At 47.5% G+C, this 21,302-nt stretch carries 26 protein-coding genes; 22 read left to right on the forward strand and 4 right to left on the reverse strand.

Features of this window, described 5'->3' with window-relative positions; all coding sequences use genetic code 11:
• Nucleotides 1–551: 551 nt before the first annotated feature.
• The 9 genes from hisA (at nucleotide 552) to BMW55_RS13785 (ending at nucleotide 6,267) form a co-directional block, all read left to right on the forward strand.
• On the forward strand, nucleotides 552–1,295 hold the full coding sequence (gene hisA, locus BMW55_RS13740) for a 1-(5-phosphoribosyl)-5-[(5-phosphoribosylamino)methylideneamino]imidazole-4-carboxamide isomerase (protein ID WP_089970366.1): 744 nt from the start codon (nucleotides 552–554) through the stop codon (nucleotides 1,293–1,295).
• Nucleotides 1,292–2,050, forward strand: coding sequence for an imidazole glycerol phosphate synthase subunit HisF (gene hisF, locus BMW55_RS13745; protein WP_089970369.1), 759 nt, complete (start codon nucleotides 1,292–1,294; stop codon nucleotides 2,048–2,050). Before hisA ends, hisF begins: the two co-directional genes overlap by 4 nt.
• The gene (gene hisIE, locus BMW55_RS13750; RefSeq protein WP_244527565.1) at nucleotides 2,047–2,670 is read left to right on the forward strand and encodes a bifunctional phosphoribosyl-AMP cyclohydrolase/phosphoribosyl-ATP diphosphatase HisIE; all 624 of its coding nucleotides are present in this window, start codon (nucleotides 2,047–2,049) and stop codon (nucleotides 2,668–2,670) included. Before hisF ends, hisIE begins: the two co-directional genes overlap by 4 nt.
• A 390-nt stretch (nucleotides 2,671–3,060) precedes the next feature.
• On the forward strand, nucleotides 3,061–3,366 hold the full coding sequence (locus BMW55_RS13760) for a hypothetical protein (RefSeq protein ID WP_089970375.1): 306 nt from the start codon (nucleotides 3,061–3,063) through the stop codon (nucleotides 3,364–3,366).
• Complete coding sequence (locus BMW55_RS13765) at nucleotides 3,341–3,532, forward strand: ATP-binding protein (RefSeq protein WP_089970378.1); 192 nt, start codon at nucleotides 3,341–3,343, stop codon at nucleotides 3,530–3,532. The genes BMW55_RS13760 and BMW55_RS13765 overlap by 26 nt, the downstream gene beginning before the upstream one ends.
• A gap of 85 nt (nucleotides 3,533–3,617) precedes the next feature.
• Entirely contained in the window at nucleotides 3,618–3,872 is a 255-nt protein-coding gene (locus BMW55_RS13770; protein WP_089970381.1) for a cell wall-binding repeat-containing protein, read from the forward strand.
• 183 nt (nucleotides 3,873–4,055) lie between these two features.
• Entirely contained in the window at nucleotides 4,056–4,832 is a 777-nt protein-coding gene (locus tag BMW55_RS13775) for an ABC transporter substrate-binding protein (RefSeq protein WP_425283866.1), read from the forward strand.
• Between the two features lie 50 nt (nucleotides 4,833–4,882).
• A complete protein-coding gene (locus BMW55_RS13780) occupies nucleotides 4,883–5,548 on the forward strand; it encodes an amino acid ABC transporter permease (RefSeq protein ID WP_089970387.1) in 666 nt (221 codons plus the stop codon).
• Nucleotides 5,545–6,267: an amino acid ABC transporter ATP-binding protein gene (locus tag BMW55_RS13785; protein WP_089970389.1), complete on the forward strand. Its 723-nt coding sequence runs from the start codon at nucleotides 5,545–5,547 to the stop codon at nucleotides 6,265–6,267. Before BMW55_RS13780 ends, BMW55_RS13785 begins: the two co-directional genes overlap by 4 nt.
• Nucleotides 6,268–6,306: 39 nt before the next feature.
• On the opposite strand, the gene csaA is transcribed toward BMW55_RS13785, so the two are convergent.
• Entirely contained in the window at nucleotides 6,307–6,636 is a 330-nt protein-coding gene (gene csaA / locus BMW55_RS13790; RefSeq protein ID WP_089970392.1) for a chaperone CsaA, read from the reverse strand.
• A gap of 551 nt (nucleotides 6,637–7,187) precedes the next feature.
• Here csaA and BMW55_RS13795 point away from each other — a divergent pair.
• The 9 genes from BMW55_RS13795 (at nucleotide 7,188) to BMW55_RS13835 (ending at nucleotide 15,001) form a co-directional block, all read left to right on the forward strand.
• Complete coding sequence (locus BMW55_RS13795) at nucleotides 7,188–8,897, forward strand: tetratricopeptide repeat protein (protein WP_089970395.1); 1,710 nt, start codon at nucleotides 7,188–7,190, stop codon at nucleotides 8,895–8,897.
• Between the two features lie 25 nt (nucleotides 8,898–8,922).
• Nucleotides 8,923–9,249, forward strand: a complete 327-nt coding sequence (locus BMW55_RS13800) for a thioredoxin family protein (RefSeq protein ID WP_089970398.1) — start codon at nucleotides 8,923–8,925, stop codon at nucleotides 9,247–9,249.
• A gap of 266 nt (nucleotides 9,250–9,515) precedes the next feature.
• On the forward strand, nucleotides 9,516–10,472 hold the full coding sequence (locus BMW55_RS13805; protein WP_089970401.1) for an ROK family glucokinase: 957 nt from the start codon (nucleotides 9,516–9,518) through the stop codon (nucleotides 10,470–10,472).
• A 30-nt stretch (nucleotides 10,473–10,502) separates the two neighbouring features.
• Nucleotides 10,503–11,384 carry an RNase adapter RapZ gene (rapZ, locus tag BMW55_RS13810; RefSeq protein ID WP_089970403.1) on the forward strand — a complete coding sequence of 294 codons (882 nt, stop codon included), beginning with the start codon at nucleotides 10,503–10,505 and terminating at the stop codon, nucleotides 11,382–11,384.
• Nucleotides 11,385–11,390: 6 nt separating this feature from the next.
• Nucleotides 11,391–12,395 (forward strand): gluconeogenesis factor YvcK family protein, encoded by a 1,005-nt coding sequence (locus BMW55_RS13815; RefSeq protein ID WP_280139784.1) that lies wholly within the window; start codon nucleotides 11,391–11,393, stop codon nucleotides 12,393–12,395.
• Nucleotides 12,396–12,409: 14 nt separating this feature from the next.
• Complete coding sequence (gene whiA / locus BMW55_RS13820; protein WP_089970406.1) at nucleotides 12,410–13,348, forward strand: DNA-binding protein WhiA; 939 nt, start codon at nucleotides 12,410–12,412, stop codon at nucleotides 13,346–13,348.
• Nucleotides 13,349–13,421: 73 nt separating this feature from the next.
• A complete protein-coding gene (locus BMW55_RS13825) occupies nucleotides 13,422–13,679 on the forward strand; it encodes an HPr family phosphocarrier protein (RefSeq protein ID WP_089970408.1) in 258 nt (85 codons plus the stop codon).
• Between the two features lie 179 nt (nucleotides 13,680–13,858).
• The gene (locus BMW55_RS13830; protein WP_089970411.1) at nucleotides 13,859–14,539 is read left to right on the forward strand and encodes a hypothetical protein; all 681 of its coding nucleotides are present in this window, start codon (nucleotides 13,859–13,861) and stop codon (nucleotides 14,537–14,539) included.
• A 105-nt stretch (nucleotides 14,540–14,644) separates the two neighbouring features.
• On the forward strand, nucleotides 14,645–15,001 hold the full coding sequence (locus tag BMW55_RS13835; RefSeq protein ID WP_089970416.1) for a hypothetical protein: 357 nt from the start codon (nucleotides 14,645–14,647) through the stop codon (nucleotides 14,999–15,001).
• Between the two features lie 44 nt (nucleotides 15,002–15,045).
• Here BMW55_RS13835 and clpP read toward each other — a convergent pair whose 3' ends face one another.
• The 3 genes from clpP to BMW55_RS13850 form a co-directional block, all read right to left on the reverse strand.
• Complete coding sequence (clpP, locus tag BMW55_RS13840) at nucleotides 15,046–15,630, reverse strand: ATP-dependent Clp endopeptidase proteolytic subunit ClpP (protein ID WP_089970419.1); 585 nt, start codon at nucleotides 15,628–15,630, stop codon at nucleotides 15,046–15,048.
• Nucleotides 15,631–16,021: 391 nt separating this feature from the next.
• Nucleotides 16,022–16,834, reverse strand: coding sequence for a GntR family transcriptional regulator (locus BMW55_RS13845; protein ID WP_089970423.1), 813 nt, complete (start codon nucleotides 16,832–16,834; stop codon nucleotides 16,022–16,024).
• 42 nt (nucleotides 16,835–16,876) lie between these two features.
• Nucleotides 16,877–17,347 (reverse strand): NUDIX domain-containing protein, encoded by a 471-nt coding sequence (locus BMW55_RS13850; RefSeq protein ID WP_170839940.1) that lies wholly within the window; start codon nucleotides 17,345–17,347, stop codon nucleotides 16,877–16,879.
• Between the two features lie 411 nt (nucleotides 17,348–17,758).
• Here BMW55_RS13850 and BMW55_RS13860 point away from each other — a divergent pair, with 411 nt between their 5' ends.
• The 4 genes from BMW55_RS13860 to BMW55_RS13875 all read left to right on the forward strand — a co-directional run bounded on the left by BMW55_RS13860 (nucleotide 17,759) and on the right by BMW55_RS13875 (nucleotide 21,302).
• The gene (locus BMW55_RS13860) at nucleotides 17,759–17,995 is read left to right on the forward strand and encodes a hypothetical protein (RefSeq protein ID WP_089970434.1); all 237 of its coding nucleotides are present in this window, start codon (nucleotides 17,759–17,761) and stop codon (nucleotides 17,993–17,995) included.
• 483 nt (nucleotides 17,996–18,478) lie between these two features.
• A complete protein-coding gene (locus BMW55_RS13870; RefSeq protein WP_170839941.1) occupies nucleotides 18,479–19,477 on the forward strand; it encodes a protein-L-isoaspartate O-methyltransferase family protein in 999 nt (332 codons plus the stop codon).
• Nucleotides 19,478–19,479: 2 nt separating this feature from the next.
• The gene (locus BMW55_RS19035; protein WP_139179502.1) at nucleotides 19,480–19,584 is read left to right on the forward strand and encodes a lasso RiPP family leader peptide-containing protein; all 105 of its coding nucleotides are present in this window, start codon (nucleotides 19,480–19,482) and stop codon (nucleotides 19,582–19,584) included.
• 83 nt (nucleotides 19,585–19,667) lie between these two features.
• The gene (locus BMW55_RS13875; RefSeq protein ID WP_089970445.1) at nucleotides 19,668–21,302 is read left to right on the forward strand and encodes an asparagine synthase-related protein; all 1,635 of its coding nucleotides are present in this window, start codon (nucleotides 19,668–19,670) and stop codon (nucleotides 21,300–21,302) included.

A 21,302-nucleotide genomic window follows, 5' to 3' on the forward strand; every position in this document is an offset into this window, starting at 1 on the left:
TTTACGGAAAACGATCATGACGATTGAACACAAACCGTGGATGAGGGTGGGTCTGTTTGAAGGGCCGCTCCGAAATCTTTTTTGCGACTCCGTTCCGATGCGGTGGCAGAGTCACTCGTCGCAAAAAAGATTTCTCCGCTGGTTTTGTCTTATCAAGATTGATAAACGGTCCATGACAGCTTGTCGCAACCCTGATCAAAGTGCGCTCCGCTCATTCGTGTCTATTTTGCACAGAAAACATTCTGACTGGTTGATACAATCAAGAGATGAGCTGCAAAATCGTGCAGGGAAACCGTGATTGGACGAAGTGCCTTTGACGCCGTACCCAGCGGAGGGGGAAGCGGGTCACGTGTTTGAGCGACAGCGAGTTTTACCCGCGCACGTAGTGAAAGGGCCGGAGCGGCCGGTTTTACCTCCTTGCCGGCCTCAAGAGCACGGAGACCAAAACGGCCGACCGCCCCGGAAGCACAAACATAGAAACACATTTTCACAACCCCATGTTACAAAAGGAGCATCATTTACTTTAAGGATAGAAAAAAGGTGAGAGAACCATGGAGTTTGTCTTGTATCCCGCCATCGATATCCGCGGCGGAAAATGTGTCCGGCTCACGCAAGGCGACTACGAGCGGGAAACCGTCTACGCGGAAGACCCTCTCGAGATGGCAGAGCGCTGGATCGAAGCCGGTGCCGAGTGGCTGCATCTGGTCGATTTGGATGCAGCCCGGTCCGGGGAAATGGTCAATTTGCCGGTGATTGAAAAACTGGTACAGGCCAGTTCGGTCCCGGTGCAAGTGGGCGGGGGAGTCCGCGATCTGGAGCGTCTAAAAAAACTGCTGGGAATCGGAGTAAGCCGGGTCGTCATCGGCTCCGCGGCAATCGACCATCCCGAGTTTGTGCGGGAGGCCTTGTCACAGTACGGAAAACAGATTGCCATCGGATTGGACGCCCGCGACGGCAAAGTGGCCACACACGGCTGGCTGGACCTGTCCGAGGTTCGTGTGGAAGAATTGGCCCGGGAAATGGTCAGCTACGGTGCGGAAACATTTATTTTTACAGATATATCCAGAGATGGAATGTTGTCAGGCGTAAATGTAGAGGCGGTGCGGGCACTGGCCCAGGCGTGCGGAAAATCAGTCATCGCTTCTGGCGGCGTGCGGTCCCTGGAAGATATTCGCCGGCTGGCTCAAGTACAGGGGGAAGGAGTTGCCGGGGCAATTATCGGCAAAGCACTTTATACGGGAGCCGTCCAACTCCCGCAAGCCTTAAAAGCAGCTGCGGAGGTGCAAGGCAAGTGATTACCAAACGGATTATCCCCTGCCTCGATGTAAAGGATGGACGGGTGGTGAAAGGGGTTTCCTTTGTGAACTTGCGCGATGCGGGCGATCCGGTGGAACTGGCGGCCCTTTATGACCGTGAACGAGCCGATGAGCTGGTCTTTCTCGACATCTCCGCCTCTCATGAAGGTAGAAAAACCATGCTCGATGTGGTGGAGAGAGCCGCGGGAGAGTTGAGCATCCCCTTTACCGTAGGGGGAGGAATCGGCTCAGTGGAAGACATGTTTCACATTCTGCGCGCCGGGGCGGATAAGGTGTCCATTAACACGTCCGCCATCCTGAACCCCGAACTGATCGAAGCGGGGGCCCGCCGCTTTGGCAGCCAGTGCATCGTGGTCGCGATCGATGCCCGTTATGATTCAGAGCGGGAAGATTGGTTTGTCTACACACACGGCGGACGAAAAGCAACAGGACTCCGGGCTGTGGAGTGGGCGAAAGAGGCCGTCGAACGGGGGGCCGGAGAGATTTTGCTGACCAGCATGGATCAGGACGGGCGCAAAGACGGATATGATATTCCGCTCACCCAAGCCATTTCCGAGGAAATAAAAGTCCCGGTCATCGCTTCCGGCGGAGCGGGTCATGAAAGGCACTTTTTGGATGTATTTACTCAAACGAAGGCGGCCGCCGCTCTTGCTGCATCCATTTTCCATTTCCAGGAAGTTTCGATCGGGAAAGTAAAATCTTATCTGAGGGAGAGGGGGATCGAAATCCGTTGAAACTGACGTTTGACCCGGCCTCAGTTAAATATGACGAAAAAGGACTCGTTCCGGCCATCGTACAGGATGCGGTGAGCAAAGAAGTGCTGACACTGGCCTACATGAACAAAGAATCGCTGGAGCTCACCATCACAAGGGAAGAAACCTGGTTTTACAGCCGTTCCCGCCAAGCTCTCTGGCACAAAGGGGAAACGTCCGGCCATACGCAAAAAGTTGTCTCGCTCAGTTACGATTGTGATGCGGATGCCATTCTGGTCCAGGTGATTCCCGCCGGCCCCGCCTGCCATAAGGGAAGTTACAGCTGTTTTGAAGGAGTGGAATGGGAAGCGGGGCATCGCTTTGAGATCCTGAACAGATTGGAGTCTTTGATCGCGGCACGGGAAGCGGAACGCCCGGAAGGAGCTTACACCACCTATCTTTTTGAAAAAGGATTGGACAAGATCCTCAAAAAAGTAGGGGAAGAAGCGTCGGAAGTGATCATCGCCGCCAAAAACCGGTCTGCAGATGAGCTTCGCTATGAAACAGCCGATCTTTTCTATCACCTGCTGGTGCTCTTGCGGGAAGCAAAGTTGCCGCTTGACGAGGTACTGAGAGAATTGGAAAGCAGGCACGGGAAATGAAGAAAACAGACTGGGTGATGATCCCGGTCCCTGTGCTTGCATGAAACCGGATTCGGTTCTTCAGGTTTGCGACACCTCTTCTACGGGGTGTCTTTTTTCTTCTTCATTACATCCTTTAATCATTTTTTGATATTTGTATCAAAATGATTAAATTGCAGTCATCTGGGTTAAATCTGTGATCTTTTTGGCTGGTTTGTTGCTGCTGGCAGTGAGTATGTTATGGATTTGGGTTTGTTACGGGGTCGAGCGGGATTTGCAAAAATACCCGCTTCAACTGCGAATGGATTTGTATGACACGCTGCGAACGCAATTTTTTGAGAGCGGAATGGTGATCTTTTCTGTTAGCTGTTTATTCGGATGTCTGTATTTTAGCGGATTGACGGGAGGATTTTGAAAATAAAGGAAGCAGTGAAAAAAATCCGACTGGGGCAGTATCGAAGCTTCTGCCCGTTAAAAAGAAAGGATGAGCTGGGCGCGATGAGTCATGAACTCTTTGAGATGAGCGGTCAGATGGAAGAGCGGCCCGCCCAGATGAAAAAAGAAGAAAAGTTGAACGAGGCGTGGGATACATTAAAAGAACTTGAACGTAAACAGAAACGGTTGATCGGAAGTATCGGACATGAATTTAAGACCCCCTTAACCGTGATGAAAGCCTATGTCGATCTGATGGATGGAGGTTCGGGACAAGATTTTTGAATCATTTTATACGGTGAACAAGGATCGGTCCCGGCGATCGGGAGGAACGGGGTTGGGTCTGACTCTGGTTAAAGAGCTGGTGGAAAAACAGCGGGGAAAAATTACCATAATGGATATGGAGGAACTGGGAACTTGTTTTATGGTCTCATTCCCGTACTATACTTGAAAAGTTTACAATTTTGAAACATTTGTGTGCGGTTTGGAAATGATTTGTTTATCTTTTTGAAATATAACACGGTCGATGATGGGGATTGGGACCGGCAAAGCCTTCATCGTTACCGGAACCGATTTTCCGGAACGCCCTGGCCGCAAGCAGCTATGCGGGAGCCGGGAAACCCATCCTGTTGCTGAAAAGGGACAGCATTCCCGCACCCATCGCCGAAAGTCTGAAAAATTTCCTCTTTGATGAGATTGTCGTTGTCGGAGGCCCGGGAGCTGTTTCCGATCAGATGATTTCACAAATCAGGCAGATCAATAAAAAGCAAGATGACGGAAAAAGCAGCTGAGATTGTCCAGCTGCTTTTTCTGTGTCCGAATGAAGGAGATCAAATGAACATTTAAATTGAACATCTTCATGTTTATCGCTGATTGGAGTAGGGTATGGGGGTAATAGGTGCGGGGGAAAACTTCCGCACTTACTTTTTAAAGTCAGGGAGGTTTTTCCGATTCGTAAAGAAAGAACCTTTGTCATCAGATCTGTCGGTTCCGTCTGTTTGCTGCTTCTGCTCCTCATAGCGGCGTGCACACCGCAAGCACAACAAAACCGGCTGACTTTGCAAGAAGGAACGTTGACCTTTGCTATGAGCGGATTATATAAGCCCTTTAACTTTCGCGATTCTCAGAACGGTGGAGCCTTATCCGGTTTTGATGTGGAGATCGGAAAAGCGTTAGCCAAGGAAATGGGACTTAAGCCAAAGCCGGTCACAAACCCCTGGGAATCGATTATCGCCGGTTTGCAGGCGAGAAAATATGATGCCATCATCGGCAGCATGGCAATTACAGAAAAACGGAAAAAAGCCGTGGGCTTTACCAAGCCTTATTACCGTTCCGGTGCCCAGATTTTTGTCAAGGCGGGCAATACATCGATCCGTACAGCGGAAGATTTGAAAGGCAAGAAAATCGGTGTCGTCAAAGCGACCACATTTATTGATTTGGCAAAAAAGTATTCCCCTCACATCGTGGAATATACCAGCGATAATACCGCTCTTCAGGATTTGCCGACCGGCCGCATTGACGCGGTGATCACCGACCAGGCGGTAGGACTGTACGCGATGAAGCATATGAAATTTCCGATTCGAGATATTGGAAAGCCGCTGACGATGGATGAAATGGCCATCGCCGTTCACCCGGATAATGAGCAATTGAGGGAAAAATTGAATCAGGCTCTGGATCAAATCATTCAGGACGGCACCTATGAAAAGATCAGCCGCAAGTGGTTTGATCGGAATATTTTGACAGGTGAGTGAAAGGGTTTCATCCATCTGAGTCTCAACTGAAGGAGTGAGTCTTCAACCAAATGGATTTCGTTCAGATTTTTCAAACTACGTTAGCGGGGTTTTCAAAAGCTGCCTGGGAAACCGTTCAACTCACTTTTTGGTCGTTGGTATTAGGGATGGGACTGGGACTGATTCTGGCCTTTTTCAAAATTTCCGGAAACAGGATACTCCATTGGATCAGCAACATTTATATTACCGTGATTCGCGGCACCCCGCTCATTGTACAGATTTTTACCATTTATTTCGGATTGACCGAAATGGTCGTGTTGGATTCCTTTACTGCAGGTGTCATCGCCCTCGGCATTCATGCCGCCGCCTATATTGCCGAAATCTTTCGGGGGGCGATTCAGTCCATTGATAAAGGGCAGATGGAAGCAGCCCGGTCCCTCGGGATGACCTACGGACTGGCCATGCGCAGGATCATCTTGCCGCAGGCATTTCGGCGTTCCATTCCGCCTCTTGGCAATCAGTTTATCATCGGCTTAAAAGATTCTTCTCTCGTCGCCTATATCGGGGGAACGGAATTGTGGTCGGCGGCTCTCAGTGCAGCGGCGGATAACTTTCAGCAATTTGAAACCTATTTCGTCAACGGATTGTACTATTTAGTTCTGGTTTTGATTTTCACCTATTTAGTCGCACGGCTGGAAGCGAGACTGGATGTGGAACAAAGGAGTGCAAAAACTTGATACGCGCAGAGAAGTTAAATAAATCATTCGGCAGCCTCCATGTGCTCAAGGATATTGATCTCGAGGTGCAAAAAGGCGACGTTGTCGTGATAATTGGAGCGAGTGGTTCGGGAAAGAGCACGTTGCTTCGCTGTCTCAATTTTTTGGAAATGGCTGACAGCGGCGAAATTTATCTCGAAGGGAAGCGGATTGATCCGGACAAAACCGATTTAAACCAGGTGCGCCAACAAGTGGGCATGGTGTTTCAACATTTCCATCTGTTTCCCCATCGGAGCGTACTGGAAAACATCATCGAAGCACCTCTCTATGTGAAGAAAACGGATCGGGAAAAAGCAGAAGCCATGGGCATGAGCCTGCTGGAAAAGGTGGGATTGGCGGATAAAGCCCATGTGTATCCACACGCCTTATCCGGCGGGCAGAAACAGCGGGTCGCTATTGCCAGGTCACTGGCGATGCAGCCGAAAGTGATGCTGTTTGATGAACCCACTTCCGCACTGGACCCCGAGCTGGTGGGAGAAGTGCTGGCGGTGATGAAAGAGCTGGCTCAAGAAGGAATGACGATGGTGGTTGTCACCCATGAAATGGGTTTCGCCCAGGAAGTGGCCGATGTGGTCGTCTTTATGGACGAGGGGAGGATCATCGAGGCGGGAAAACCCGGGCAGATATTTCATTCGCCGAAGGAAGAAAGGACAAAAGCATTTTTGAGCAAAGTGTTGTAGGCCAACAGCGGAAGGGATTTTGTCCTTCCGCTGTTGGTTTTAAGCGATCGATGTACCGTTTGGAACGGATTCATCCGGCCGGAGCAACACGACGTCCCCTTCGCCGGGGATTCCGCCAAGCACCAAAACTTCCGAATCAAATCCGGCGATGCGGCGGGGTGGAAAATTGACAACGGCCACCACTTGACGGCCCACCAGATCCCGGGGTGTGTATCGCTTGGTAATTTGCGCACTGGAACGCTTGACACCCAGCGGGCCAAAATCGATCTCCAGTTTGATTGCCGGTTTTCGTGCTTCCGGAAATTCTTCGGCATGAATGACCGTGCCGACCCGAATATCCAGCTTGAGAAAATCATCGATGGTTGCCATGCGAATAGATCCCTCCATATGAAAGCATGGATCGTTCCTATTGTACACTTAAAAGTCCTACTGTTTAAACTTTGTCCTGTTTTAAGGTTTAAACCAAATGGATTTTTTTCCTCTTATCGAACAGAAACGGAGTATAAGCAAGACAACCCGAAGGCCAGAATCTCTTCAGTGGAATTGAAATTATAGGATTGCATCTGGATTTACAGGGGATCGAAGTGGATAAAGGGGATGGAGCGAACAGGCAGCGAAATGTTTAACAAAATCTACCCGTTCTTTTTAAGCCTTGTGCGTTATAATGGGGAAAAATACAAATAGTTTTAACGGATTTCTGCGATCCTTACATACCGTATCCAAATCTCCGTACATGGATTCACTGACTGCCGTCAAGAAGTGCACACTTCGATTGGGAAAAAGCAGGTCTCACCGGCTGTAAGGGACGATGCTCAGGTCCCTTTTGGGACAGGTATGTAATTTAGATGGAAATATGGTATACTTGCTCAAGTACCACACCACCAGCTGTACCTTTCAAATTTGCTGGTTGGAGGGAAGATATGAAAAGAACACAAGCCGGACTCGGCAGCAAAAACAAAAAAGTCGTGCGTTTGCAGTTGGATGCGGGCTTCTTTTTTGAGCGGGCAGTCCGTTCACTCGATCGTCAACGTTACGACAAAGCAGTTAAATATTTTCGCCTGGCAATGGAAAAGGAACCGGACAATCCGGTCAATCACTGTAATTTGGCCGGTATTTTGTCGGAGCTGGGCAGGTATGAGGAATCAAATGAAGTGCTGATGACTGTGCTCACTGATGTGGACCCGGGACTCCATGAATGCCTTTTTTATATGGCCAATAACTGCGCCAATATGGGTGAGTTTGAATTGGCGGAGGATTATTTGCTGGAGTATCTGAGCCTTGATCCGGAGGGTGAGTACGCTGAAGAAGCGGAAGATATGTTATACATGGTCGCCTATGAATTGGGGCGTCCTCCTCGCGAGCCTGTACCCGCCGCATTGCCGGCTTATATAAAGAAGCATGAAGAAGCCCGTCACTATCTGGAAGAAGGCCGTTTCCTCCAGGCGACAGAACTGTTGGAAGAGCTGGTCGAGACCCATCCGGATTTCCTCGCTGCGCGCAATAATCTGGCGTTGGCCTACTATTATACAGGCCGGATGGAGAAGGCGATGAAGTGCATCGGGCAAGTGTTGGAGGCTGATCCCTCCAATCTCCACGCATTGTGCAACCTGGCCGTTTTATCCCAGCACATGGGTGAAGCGGAACGCAGCAAAAAGATTAGGAACACACTGAAAAAGTTGATTCCCTTTCACAGGGATCATGCTTATAAATTGGCGACGACGATGGGAATTTTGGGCGAGCACGAAGTGGCTTTTGATTTGTTTTCCCGTTTGCTCAAAGTCGAAGAACATCCGGAACCAAGCCTGTATCATTATGCGGCCGCTGCTGCCTGCAATACGGGACGGTTAACCCGTGCCCGGAAATATTGGAAGAAAGCCGCCGCACTTGATCCGGAATCGGATGTGGCCCCGTTTTACCTGAAACAGGTTGAGTCGTGGTTGTCTCAACCGGAGGCGGAGATTCCGACAGTCAGTTACCATTACCAGCTGCCGTTTGAAGAACAGGTCATCAGCGGGGGCGGGCTCGATTCCAACTCCCGGCTCCTCGCGCAGCTCAAGATGAATCCGCTTCTCAGATCCTCATTTTTTTGGGCTCTGGAAAACGGGGACCGCCACACCAAGTTTCAGGTTTTACAGGTTCTGGGTTGGATCAGGGACAGCGAAGTAGAACAATTGCTGCGGCAGTTTTTGTTGCGCAAGGATGAAGAAGACGAGCTCAAAAAAGCGGCGCTCATCATCCTGAGGGACTTGGGGGCAAAACCGCCGTTCAAAGTGTGGACCGAGGGACAGATCATCGAAGCGGGCGTCAAACCGACAGATCTTGTTCCGCCATCGAACGACGGGAAATGGGAACAGGTACTCGAATGTTGTTTGAACGGGATGAAAGACTACTCTTTGCACCAGCAAAACGAAGCTGTCATGTTGTGGAAGGAATTTGCTCTCAAAGCAGCGTCTGCTTTTCCCTCGATTCGCAAAGCGGAAGCCTGGGCGGCTGCGCTGGAGTACCTGGTGGCCAAAAATCACAATCTCAAAGTCACACAAAGCCATATCGCGGAAAAATACCAGGTTTCTCCTTCCACGGTTACCCGCATTGTGAGGGAACTTCTCTCCGTTCTTCAAAAAAAGCTTTAACCAGCGAACCTGAGGAGGCTTGATCATGCGAAAACTGGATCAAAACTCTTTCGCCGAGTTTATCCGTGAAGGAGATAAAGTGGTGGAGTTCAGCGCTGACTGGTGTGTCGATTGCAAACGGGTAGCTCCCGACATGCCGGCGATCGCTGAGAAATTTGCCGGGCAGTTCGAGTTTGGTGAATTGGATGTGGACGAAGCCCGGTCGATCGCCGAAGAGTACAATGTAAAAGGAATCCCCACCTTCATCGTTTTTCGCAATGGTCAGGAGGCAGGCCGCCTGCCCAGCCGGGATGCGAAAACAAAAGAGCAGATCGAAACGTTCCTCAGCGAAATGAGCCAAGTGCAAAAATAATCTTTACATTTTATTAAAGAAAGACCATGCCTGGCTTAACCATTCTTTCCTATAATAGATAAGAACCTGCCCCCTTTGATGTTTAATATAGATGCTTCTTTTTGCGCGGACTTGTTCCGCGTCTTTTTTGTGCATAAAATTTATTGTCCGCGGCCGGCAAAGATGATATTCTAATCATCAAGTAAGCGCATGCAATTCATGGACATATGTTATTCTTTCAATAAAACTTACTTCCATCATTGGACCGATAAGGAGTTTTGCTTTGCATGGAAAAAAGATATATTGGTATTGACCTTGGCGGTACAAGCATGAAGATGGGTATTGTTGACGAAAACGGGCAAGTGATTTTGGAGAAGGAACACCCTACGCTGAAAGAAGAGGGACCGGATGGTGTCATCAACCGCATGATCGCGCATGCCAGGGAATTGGCCGACCTCTCGCATACCTCCTGGCAGCAGATCGGGGGTGTCGGTGTCGGTTTGCCCGGATTTTTGGATATTCCAAACGGAATCGCCCGACATCTGACCAACCTGGGCTGGACCGATGTCCCGATCCGTGATCGTTTGCAAGCAGGTCTGGGACTCCCGGTTGCCATCGATAATGACGCAAATGTGGCGGCATTGGGAGAAGCCTGGTGCGGAGCAGGGGCCGGAGTGAATGATGTCGTCTGCATTACCCTGGGCACCGGTGTGGGCGGCGGAGTCATTGCGGGAGGACGTCTGCTTCATGGCATGAACGGGTTTGCCGGGGAGATCGGGCATATCCAGATGGACCCGGACGGGCATCCGTGCAATTGCGGACAAGTGGGTTGTCTGGAAACCATTTCTTCGGCGACCGGAATGATCCGGCTGGCGAATGAAGCCATCGCTGCCGGACGCTCTTCGCTTTTGCGAGAAAAAGCCGGGCAACATCAACTATCCACACGTGACTTGTTTGAAGCGGCCAGCCAAAATGACGAAGTGGCCAAAGAGGTGATCGGCCAAGCTGTCCAAGCCCTGGCCCGCGCTTTGGCGATGCTGTCCATCGTGTTGAATCCGGCCCGCTTTATTATCGGCGGCGGAGTCTCTAAAGCAGGCGACGCGCTCTTTGTTCCGCTGAGAGCTGCTTATCGTCAACGGACGCAAAAAAATGCTCAGGAGGGTGTGGAAATTCTCCCCGCAAAGCTGGGAAACAGAGCAGGATTTATTGGTGCTGCCGGTCTTATCGCCCGCCGGGAAAAGTAAGGTATAATATAGTTAATGATAGGTGGGGTGATGGCTTTGGTCAAAGAACAAGATGTAAAACTGCTCGTCATCACCGGAATGTCCGGCGCCGGAAAAACAGTGGCAGTACAAAGTCTCGAGGATTTGGGCTTTTTTTGCATTGATAACCTCCCTCCCCTTTTGCTGCCGAAGTTTGCGGAGCTCTTGGAGCAATCCAAAGGCAAGATCGGCAAGGTAGCACTGGTGATTGACTTAAGGGGACGCGACTTTTTTTCCTCTCTTTTTGAGTCATTGGACCAACTGGAAAAGTGGCATGGGATTCATTACCAGATTCTGTTTCTGGATTCCAATGATCAGACTCTGGTACGCCGTTACAAAGAGACCCGGCGGAGACACCCGCTTTCACCGGACGGGACTCCTTTGGACGGAATTGTGCAGGAGAGGCGTCTGCTGGAAGAAATCAAGGGGCGGGCGCACCAGATTATTGATACCAGCCATTTGAAGCCGAGTGAGTTAAAGGAGAAAATCGTCACCCGTTTTTCCCAATTTGATCAGTCCGGGATGGCGGTCACATTTATGTCGTTCGGGTTTAAACACGGGGTTCCGATCGATGCGGATCTCGTTTTTGATGTCAGATTTTTGCCGAATCCGCACTATGTGGATTCGCTCCGCCCGCAGACGGGCAAAGACCCGGATGTGTCGGATTACGTGATGAAGTGGACAGAGACGAAGCAGTTTTTGGATAAGCTGATCGATTTGTTTTCCTTTTTATTTCCGCAATACAGCAAAGAGGGAAAAACGCAGTTGGTCGTCGGCATCGGCTGTACAGGCGGGAAACACCGTTCTGTGGCCATTGCTGAATATCTGTATCATAAATTTAAAGATCAAGAGCGTTGCAGGGTAACGCACAGAGACATCGAGAAAGGCGGATAATCAAAGGTGTCGATCAAGCGCGATCATAAGCCGGGCGGAACAGGGCGTCCGAATATCGTATGTATAGGCGGAGGAACGGGGCTGTCTGTGATTTTGCGGGGATTGAAAAAACAGCCGGTGGATATTACGGCAATTGTGACGGTTGCCGATGACGGCGGGAGTTCGGGTCGGCTGCGCAATGACCTGCAAATGCCGCCGCCGGGAGACATCCGGAATGTCTTGATTGCACTTGCGGATACAGAGCCGCTCCTTGAAAGCGTGTTGCAATACCGTTTTGAAAATGGTGAGGGCCTGGCGGGCCATACGCTGGGGAACCTGATGATTGCCGCAATGAAGGAAATTACGGGGGATTTTACGCAGGCGATTAAAGAGATGAGCCGCGTTCTGGCCGTTCGAGGGAGAGTATTGCCCGCGAGTGAGCAGGATGTCGATCTGCTGGCGGAGATGTCGGACGGAACGATTGTCAAAGGAGAATCGCAAATCCCCAAAACCGGAAAGCGGATTCGCCGTGTCTTTCTGAATCCGCCCGAACCCAAGCCGCTGGACGAAGCGATCCGTGCCATCGAAGAGGCGGACGGAATTATTATCGGACCGGGAAGCCTTTATACAAGTATTCTCCCTAACCTGTTAGTGAAAGATATGAGTGAATCGATTCGTACCTCCCGCGCTTGTAAAGTCTACGTCTGCAATGTGATGACCCAACCCGGTGAGACAGACAACTTCACCGCGAGCGACCATATCCGAGCGATTTACGATCATGTGGGGGAACGCCTGTTTGAGGTGGCCATCATCAACAATGAAGTTCCTCCGCTGTCCATACAAAAGCAGTACGCAGTCAAAAACCAGCGGATGGTCGTCCCGGATATCGAGAAGATCCATAAGTTGGGCTGCCAGGTGCTTGCGGATAATTTATTATTGTACCAGTCGGTGCTGAGACACAATGCGGACAGAATCAGCCGGCACATCCTCCGGCTGATCCGTGAGCGGATGAAACAGCGGCAGAGCGGATAAAGAAGGGATGCTGAATGTCCTTTACCTCTGTGACAAAAAAAGAATTGACTCTGTTGGAGTCGGAAGCCTGTTGCAAACGGGCGGAGCTGTCTGCCCTGGTTCGGATGAATGGAACCGTACAGCTCAGGCAGCAGCAATTTGTGCTGGATATCACGACCGAAAATCCATCGACTGCCCGATACATGTTTTCGCTGCTGAAACAACTGTATCAGGCGCAGCCGGAGGTACTTGTGCGCAAAAAGGTGCGCCTGAAAAAGAACAATGTGTACCTGATTCGATTGGCCTCGCGGGCAGAAGAAGTGCTTCACGATTTATGTATTCTCAAGCGGGGCACTTGGGAGCGGGTCATGGGCATTTCTCCTCGGCTTCTGAAAAAGAGCTGTTGCAAGCGGGCTTATTTGCGGGGCGCTTTTTTGGCAGGCGGTTCGGTAAATAATCCGGACAGCGCTTCTTATCATTTGGAAATTGTTTCCACTTACCACGATCACAGTGAGGCGCTTTGCCGGTTGATGAACGAGTTTCACTTGCATGCCAAGATGATTGAGCGTAAAAAAGGATATGTCGTCTATATTAAAGAAGGAGACAAAATCGGGGAATTTCTCAATATCATCGGAGCCCATCCATCCCTGCTCAGGTTTGAGGATGTCCGCATTATGAAGGATATGCGCAATTCGGTCAATCGTTTGGTCAATTGCGAAACAGCCAATCTGAATAAGACCATTCAGGCAGCCATGCGGCAAATTGAAAATATCCGGCTGATTGACCAGGAGATCGGGCTCAATCAATTACCCGACCGCTTGCGGGAAGTGGCCGAAGCCAGACTGAAATATCCGGACGTCAACCTGGCGGAGCTGGGACAGCTGCTCCCCAGCGGCAAAGTAAGCAAATCCGCCATCAATCACCGCTTGCGCAAGCTGGATGAATTAGCCAAACAACTGCGTACCGCAAAATAAAAAACGTAAAATGGTCCCCGGATCACCCGGGTTTCCATACAAAACCATCTTCATCCATCAAGGGGGAATATCGATGATTGAAAAGAAAGTGATTGTCAGCCTGGAAACCGGCTTGCATGCCCGTCCGGCTGCCTTGTTTGTGCAAGTAGCCAATAAATTTGCCTCTGAAATCTTCGTTCTCAAAGATAACAAGAAAGTGAACGCAAAAAGCATTATGGGAATTATGAGTCTCGCTGTTTCCAAAGGGACCGAAATTACGCTTCAGGCGGATGGCCCGGATGCGGAAGAAGCCGTCCATGCACTGGCAGAAATCGTTACCAAATCCGAATAATCACATGACTGGATGAAGAGCCTGATCTGATCGGCTCTTTTTTTTGCCGTGCATGTTCCCGCTCAATCCTCATGAAAACGTACAAATCATGTAACATTTTGCCCGTTCATAAGCCCTTATTTTTATATAAGATGAAGGAAGAACGCTATAAACAATGGTAATCCGATGTGGAGGATAAGATGGACGCGTTTCTGTATCCCGTTATTACTTGTTTATATCTGATTCTTTTTATCTGGAGTTTACGGTTTTTTCATGAATCTTCATTCTGGGGATCGTTGTGGGTATTGTTCATCATCGTGGGTCTGATTTACAACAATTTGATCTTGTCCGTCGGAAGATGGATCGGGGTTGGGGATGTGCTGGAAGTGCTGAGCATGTTCCGTTATCTGCTGCATGTTTTGCTGACCCCGACACTGGTATTTGTCGCTCTGGATATCTTGCGCCGCATCCATGTGGAATGGTCGGAGTATTTAAGCACTCGCATCGTATATAATCTATATACCTTTTCCCTGACCGTTGTCGGTGTCTATTCCGAAATTCTGTGGATTAACCTGGAGCCGACGGAAATAAACGGGGTTCTTGCCTATATCCCCGCTGATTCCAACATCCATTTTTCATATTCCACTTTTTTAACATTGATTCCGCTGTTGATTTCAGGGATCGTTGTTTGGAAAAGGTTAAGATGGCCCATATTAATCTTTGGGGTCCTGATGGCTCTGGCCGGGGGCGTCCTGACCTTGGCTTCTGAAAGCATGAGTCTGGGTTCCGCCTTTGAACTGATTTTGATGTGGAGCCTGGTGGTGACAGAGCAGAAGCTGAAGCATGAGGATTTTCACCCGACCGAACCTTTGAACCAATAGCTGACGGCGAGCTTCCGGGAAAAAGGAGAAGCCTGGATCTACCAGCCTCTCAGATGCATAAATCCGTGTCCGTGTTTAAAACTAACGGCACGGAGGTGGGTTGCGATGAACTGGAAACTTTTCGTCGTGTTAGGCTTGGCAATCATCCAGCTAGTCGCCTGTCAGCGCTTTGAAAAACCGGAAGCGAGAACCGGGCTGGACAATGACAGCCATTCTTACAGCTATGTCGGTTATCCGGAAAGCAAAATGAAAATCGCCGCCATGAATGTCGCAGGCGTCAAAAGTGTAGTCATCAAATATAACGGGCGGAATATCATGGTGTACGTGATTCCAAAAAGGCAAATCGATCCCAGGGATTATCCGCACATCGCTGAACAGGTTCGAAAAGCGGTGAGCCGGGAAGCTCCTGTCAATCCCTTTCAAGTCCGCGTCCTCAAACCGGAAGATACCATTTTGGAATAAACAAAACCATCTGGTCTCAAACAGAGATCAGATGGTTTTTGCTTTTATTTCCGGGGATCCATGATTTTATCAATCAGCCCGTATTTGAGCGCATCTTCTGCGGTCATAAAGTGATCGCGGTCGGTATCCCGTTCGATTTTTTCCAGGGGTTGGCCGGTAAATTCGGAGAGCATGCGGTTGATGCGGTCACGCATGCGCAAAATGCGTTTGGCCCGGATTTCAATGTCGCTGGCCTGCCCTTGTGCACCACCCAACGGCTGGTGAATCATCACTTCGCTGTTTGGCAGAGCGAACCGTTTTCCCTTTGCTCCGGCGGCAAGCAGGAAAGCGCCCATAGAGGCGGCCATACCGACACAGATGGTCGATACATCAGGCTTCACAAACTGCATGGTATCGAAGATGGCCATTCCGGCTGTAATGGAACCCCCCGGAGAGTTGATATACAGATGAATATCCTTTTCCGGATCTTCTGCCGTCAGGAAGAGAAGCTGCGCCACCACCAGGTTGGCAACTTCATCGGTAATCGGGCTTCCCAAGAGAATAATGCGGTCCTTCAACAACCGGGAGTAGATGTCATAGGAACGTTCTCCGCGATTTGTCTGTTCGACGACAATTGGTACAAGGTTCATCTTTGCGGGTGCAACGGGCGATCGCACCCTTCCCCCTTTCTCTATGTCCATTCTTTCGTGTTGTGTGTCAAACGATTCTTTCTGATCAGGCTCTTGACTTATTGTAATCATACAACAAAGGTCAAAAAAGGTCAAATGATCAGAGTGAAAGAAACAGCCTCCCTCGCCGCTCCGTTCATTGACGGCTGGAAGAGATCATGAATATGTATGGCTCTCATCGGTGGTCCCTCATCAGATCGCCGGTTTGGAACCCATCAACATAATTATTCCCGTTGATCTGCAAAAATAACGGCTCCAAAACGGAATAACCGACACCTGTTTTACGATTTCAAAGGGATGCAGAAATCGATACATTCCATCTGAAAAGGCAGGCATGAAAATCGGAGTCGGATCACCTCCGACTTTGCTCTCCCTCGAACCATTTGCTGATTTCCTCTTCAATGTTATATGTGTACTGAAGCTCATGTAAAGAAGCGTTACAGACAATCCGGCTGTACTCAAACAGAATCTCTTCTTTCTTCGATTGCCCCCAAATCCAACGGTGCATTTCCATTACAGGCTGATTTCTTGCAATATGAAGTACCGCAGCTTCGTCAGCAGTTGGCATGCGGCAATTCAGGCGTTCCAAAACCCGGGAAGCTCTTATTTTTTTGTTTTCCCAAAGCCATTTAAAGAGTGGAACTTTATGATCTTCTTGTCCCACGAGTTCTCCCATCAAGGAGGCGAGTAAATATGTGTCGAGAATCCGATAAGGAACTCGATCCACCAATTGTACACGAAACCGTCGAAGTACTTTTTCCTTGGCGTCAACTCCTAGGTTTCGCCCTACTTCTTCCCCGGCGGGTATGATACTCGATGGTTCGAGATATCGGACCAATACTTCTCTGCCTTGCTCACGCATCATGTGAATGAAAGAACCCACTTGTTTCAGCTCGGGCCCTTTATTTTTCGGCAGATTTGGATATTCACCCATGACGATCTTCGGAGCGGAAGAACGGACAAAGGCACCTCCACGAGGTACAATATCGATTAAATTTTCTGCTTGAAGACGGAGTAGAGCAGCACGAATCGTAGAACGACTGATTTGAAGTTCCTCCGCTAAATCCCGTTCAGAGGGGAGGCGTTGTCCAACGCTGTAGATTCCTTGTTCGATTTGTTCCCGAATGATTTGCACAACTTGATCAATCTTGGAATTGTAAGTCATTCATTCCCACCCCATTTTTACGGAACACCATACATTTAAAATCTATCGGATAAACGCTCGTTCCTTATTGGCATAGAAGTCTTGGATTCGAATCCATTGGGCTGGATGCATATCCAACTGTTCCAACTCTTCTTTCGTGAAAAACTTTACTTGAACCGATTCCGAACTGACTGCGATTTCTCCGCTCACGATTCGGCATGAAAAGCAAATGGAGAATTGCTGCCGGACTTCCCCGTCCGAATATGCAATCACATGATTAGGGTCAGTGTAAATTCCGATACATTTTATTACTTCTACATCAAATCCCGTCTCTTCTTTAACTTCCCGGATAATCGTTTCTTCGATCGACTCTCCCAACTCCATGGCCCCACCCGGCAGCGACCACAGATGATTATCGCTTCGTTTATGCAATAGGATTCTGCCCTCCGAATCAGTGACGACAGCGGAAGCGGCAGGAACTAATGAATTCGGCTTAGGCGCACCGGGTTGATGGTAATAATCTGTTCTAGCCAAGAGCATACCTCCTTTGGTGGTGACCAGTCATCTATCACAATATTACCATAAGTCAGATGGTTATTTCATTGGTATTGACATTGGTACCTACCAAATGATAAATTGAATATACCAAAAACAACAAATTAGCAGAAAGATGTGAATGAATTGGGTGGATCGGAGAAGGTCACGAACCTGTTGTCAACCCGAAAAAAATTAAAGGATTATTGTGAGGTTGTACCTTTCACTCTACAGAACAAGAAAAGGGGACCGAATTTAAACACTGCAAACGACTCATTTATATTTTTAAAGGCCGTCAATGGAGACCAAATTATATTCCGCCTGGCAGATGTACAAGTCGTAAGAACGAGGCAGAAGACGATCGTCATCGGAAAAAGTTTCGATTAACAAAGAAGAGAAAGGGGGAGTAATGTGTCGCAGGAAAAGACAGGAAGATACATAACAGGGGGACAAGCGGTTAGTTATGTCGTTTATACGCTGGCTAAGCTCGGTTATCCCCGCGAAAAGATCGTAGAGATAGTCAAAGAGCTCATTAACACTTTCGAACTGAAGTGCGATGTATTCACCTCTAATGCTGGTTTGAAAGGTGGAAGAGAAGATCGAAAGCACTTGCTCCCAACGATCAGCAATCGGGAAGGAGTTAGATGAACGTGAGACCTGTTGTATTTTGGTATGACTCTTCTAAAAGGAAACTGATTCTTCTGGATACTTTTCATCAGAGAAGAGCGGAAATATCCTCATCCAAACGATTGACCGAGTTTCTTCAGACCTACAACCTTACTCTTGAGCAGTGCAAAAGGGTTCATGAAGTGGATTTAGATCAGTTGGGTTTTTTTGAGAAATGGAGAATCCTTCTGTTGATGGATAAGGTTTGAGCCTCTGGGCTAATATGCAGACTGATTGAAAAAGGGGTCGTAATCTTCTGAAAAGGATATCTTTCTTTATATCTATTCCATCGGAGCTATTTGGAAAGATGGGGGATGGAAAAGAGTTGGTCCACCGAATGTTGATTGATACTCAATTTATTGAAAATGACTGATTTTTTAAAATGTTATTCTACAAGCTGTCCGAATAGAGGAATGTATTTAATAGTAAGGAATTAATTCCATCTATTGAGTAGGGGGTATGAGAATGAGTCGAGTTGATGAAGCTTTTCAAAATGTAAATCGTGATGAGTTTGTGTTGAGGGAAGATGGCAGTATTGTCATTCAAAGTACAGCAAGCAATGCAATCAAAAGTGGTTTGGAAATGTTGGACGTAAAAGAGGGGAGTCGAGTATTGGAGATTGGTACAGGTTCAGGATTTAGTGGGGCGCTTCTCTCGTATTTAGCAGGTTCAAGCGGTACTGTTGTATCGCTTGACATTGAACCTGAACTGACAAGGCGAGCAAGGGAGCTATTTAAGCAAAAAAACATTACGAATGTTCGCTTTGAAACAAAAGATGGTCGGGAAGGCTTTGAGTCTGAAGCACCATATGACCGTATTATTGCTTGGGCGACCCCTGAACATATCCCTGATGCCTGGAAAGATCAAGTGAGTAATGGGGGGATTCTAGTCACTCCGTTTCGAGTTCTACCAATCGCTCGATGTACTGTTACGGTAAGTCTGAGAAAAGTTGATGGTGTTTTAAAAGGAGAATCGGTGTCAGGGGAAGGTTATATCATGATGTCATCGGAGCCGATACAAGACATAGAAAAATTTGCAGGGTATCAAATACACGCGGATTTAATCGGCAAAGGGGAAGATCCTGTTTGGGCGAGTTCAATCTGGATGAAACAATTCCAGGGCAAAGAATGGTTGGAAAGGTTTGATGCAATGCAGAGTGAAACATCTCCTTTTCAGGAAAAAGGAGAAGAGATACGTGCTTATCTTCTTGGCAAAAATCCGGAAGGTTTTACTTATGCATTTCATCCCGATTCCGGATATTGGGTTGGCTACAGCAGTCCTGATGGATTTGCCTTAGTTTCCGAACGGCAACCAAAGCAATGGGTGGTAACTGACAAGATACATAAAGATGTTCTTTGTGATTGGTGGGATGACTGGAAACGGCTTGGAAAGCCAAGTTATGAGCAATTACAGCCTTATATGGCAGGGAATCAAATCAAAGTGAAATTGAAAGGAGGTGTATAACGATGGAGTACCAAGTGCCCGAGTTGATCGAAATCGGTTCATTTGAAGAAATGACATTGGGTTCCAAATATAGCGATACAGCAGATGAAAGCTCCTACCGTTGGTAAGCGTTTTAAAGTTAGAAAAAAAAACTAACAAGGAGAGACAAAATCTGTCTCTTCTTGTTGGTTGATCAGGGGAGAGGATATTTTTGTTTCTTGGAATTTATGAGGGTTATTCTCTTTATTTTTTCAGTTCAAGAAATGATTATCTTCATATTAAAGAAAATAATGCACAAATTATTTTTATTGGTGAATTATTAGCAAGTGAAGAAGAAGCTTATTTTTCCTTTAAACAATTTCTACAAAATCAATACGCTAAACATATTCTCTTTCTTCGTGGAAATTACCAAACGATCATTCGTATATCTGATCATTTATGGCTTTTCCCTGATTTAAGTAATGTTAGACCTATTTATTATACAAAATTGAATCAGCAATTTTTATTCGCCTCTCATCTTATTACTCTACAAAAAGAAATACACCCATCATTAAATATACCTTGGTTTACTCGTTCTTTGTACACAAACGGCTTTCATATTGAAACAGAAACGCCTTACAAAGAGATCAGGATGATTCCGGGAGGATTCGGTCTGCATGTCAGTAAAAATGGAACTCAATTATTTCAAGCATGGAATGTGGATGCTGAAGAAACCTTAACATTGGATGAAGCAAAAGAAAAGCTCAAAGAAGAGTTAACTGCTTCAGTATTGTTGCGTTGCCGTGAAAAAAACATAACTACTGATTTAAGTGGTGGACTTGATTCATCAACAATTACATGGATTGCGTCTAAAAAATATCCGGTCAAATCCATCACTATTATTGGACAAGAAGAAAATGAAGATAGGCGAATTGCAAAAGAAATTGCAAAGGAACAGGAAAATATTGAACACTATCCATTTACACAAGATGAGATTCCGTCTATCTATTCCAATATGGATAAAATCTACACGGATACTCCAATCTCATTTCTGTGGTCTGCAAACAAAGTAAAGAAAAAATTTTGTTGGGCAAGGGAGAATCAATCTGAGATTCACTTGAGTGGAGAAGGAGGAGACACCGTTTTAGGTGCAGATTTCACTTATCTTGTTGATTTGATTCATCAAAGAAAATGGAAAACATTTATGTCTCATGCAAAGGGCTGGGCTGATCAGAAAAAAGAATCCCCTTGGCTTTGGATTTCCGGTTCACTCCGACTGGCATTCCATCTTCCCTTTCATCCAAGTCAGAGACATCCGCTTTCCACAGCAAATGATCGAGCAGATTGGTTTACTTTCTCTCCTGTAGTTAAAAAAGGACGTTATTCCAAGTACCTCGGAGTTTCTAATACTCTTCACGGAATTAATTATTTAGGTTACATTTCACATGGGTTAAAGAATTTGGGGGATCAGGAAGGTGTTCATTTGGGCGTACCGTATCTTGATCATAATGTCGTTCGAGTCTGTATCCGGACTCCTTCCGAATGGAAAATGAATCCATATAAACTTAAACCATTACTCAAAAGAGCATTTCAAGATGAGCTACCTACTTGTTTATTAAGTCGTAATTCTAAGGGAGATTATACACCCGATGTTTATTACGGAATGAGACAGAACTTTTCATGGTTTCAAGAAAATTTTCAAGAAATGCTTCTGTCGAAAATGGGCCTAGTTGATATTCAAAAATTTCATGAATATTTTCATAGATTGTCAGTTGGAACGCCTGTAAGACTTCCAGAATTTCATCAAACTCTTTCTTTGGAACTTTGGCTTCGTCAATCCAGTAAAAATCGTCCCTTGGGAGGGTGA

Source organism: Lihuaxuella thermophila (genome assembly GCF_900110165.1).
Classification (GTDB): Bacteria; Bacillota; Bacilli; order Thermoactinomycetales; family Thermoactinomycetaceae; genus Lihuaxuella; species Lihuaxuella thermophila.

What these genes read in the sequence shown, in the direction of transcription:
- rapZ (WP_089970403.1), top strand. Translation starts at nt 10,503, where the DNA reads ATGGCTTTGGTCAAAGAACAAGATGTAAAACTGCTCGTCATCACCGGA.
- BMW55_RS13835 (WP_089970416.1), top strand. Translation starts at nt 14,645, where the DNA reads ATGAACTGGAAACTTTTCGTCGTGTTAGGCTTGGCAATCATCCAGCTA.
- BMW55_RS13795 (WP_089970395.1), top strand. Translation starts at nt 7,188, where the DNA reads ATGAAAAGAACACAAGCCGGACTCGGCAGCAAAAACAAAAAAGTCGTG.
- clpP (WP_089970419.1), bottom strand. Translation starts at nt 15,630, where the DNA reads ATGAACCTTGTACCAATTGTCGTCGAACAGACAAATCGCGGAGAACGT.
- hisA (WP_089970366.1), top strand. Translation starts at nt 552, where the DNA reads ATGGAGTTTGTCTTGTATCCCGCCATCGATATCCGCGGCGGAAAATGT.
- BMW55_RS13825 (WP_089970408.1), top strand. Translation starts at nt 13,422, where the DNA reads ATGATTGAAAAGAAAGTGATTGTCAGCCTGGAAACCGGCTTGCATGCC.
- BMW55_RS13830 (WP_089970411.1), top strand. Translation starts at nt 13,859, where the DNA reads ATGGACGCGTTTCTGTATCCCGTTATTACTTGTTTATATCTGATTCTT.
- BMW55_RS13800 (WP_089970398.1), top strand. Translation starts at nt 8,923, where the DNA reads ATGCGAAAACTGGATCAAAACTCTTTCGCCGAGTTTATCCGTGAAGGA.
- BMW55_RS13870 (WP_170839941.1), top strand. Translation starts at nt 18,479, where the DNA reads ATGAGTCGAGTTGATGAAGCTTTTCAAAATGTAAATCGTGATGAGTTT.
- BMW55_RS13765 (WP_089970378.1), top strand. Translation starts at nt 3,341, where the DNA reads ATGGAGGTTCGGGACAAGATTTTTGAATCATTTTATACGGTGAACAAG.
- BMW55_RS13805 (WP_089970401.1), top strand. Translation starts at nt 9,516, where the DNA reads ATGGAAAAAAGATATATTGGTATTGACCTTGGCGGTACAAGCATGAAG.
- BMW55_RS13845 (WP_089970423.1), bottom strand. Translation starts at nt 16,834, where the DNA reads ATGACTTACAATTCCAAGATTGATCAAGTTGTGCAAATCATTCGGGAA.
- whiA (WP_089970406.1), top strand. Translation starts at nt 12,410, where the DNA reads ATGTCCTTTACCTCTGTGACAAAAAAAGAATTGACTCTGTTGGAGTCG.
- BMW55_RS13780 (WP_089970387.1), top strand. Translation starts at nt 4,883, where the DNA reads ATGGATTTCGTTCAGATTTTTCAAACTACGTTAGCGGGGTTTTCAAAA.
- BMW55_RS19035 (WP_139179502.1), top strand. Translation starts at nt 19,480, where the DNA reads ATGGAGTACCAAGTGCCCGAGTTGATCGAAATCGGTTCATTTGAAGAA.
- csaA (WP_089970392.1), bottom strand. Translation starts at nt 6,636, where the DNA reads ATGGCAACCATCGATGATTTTCTCAAGCTGGATATTCGGGTCGGCACG.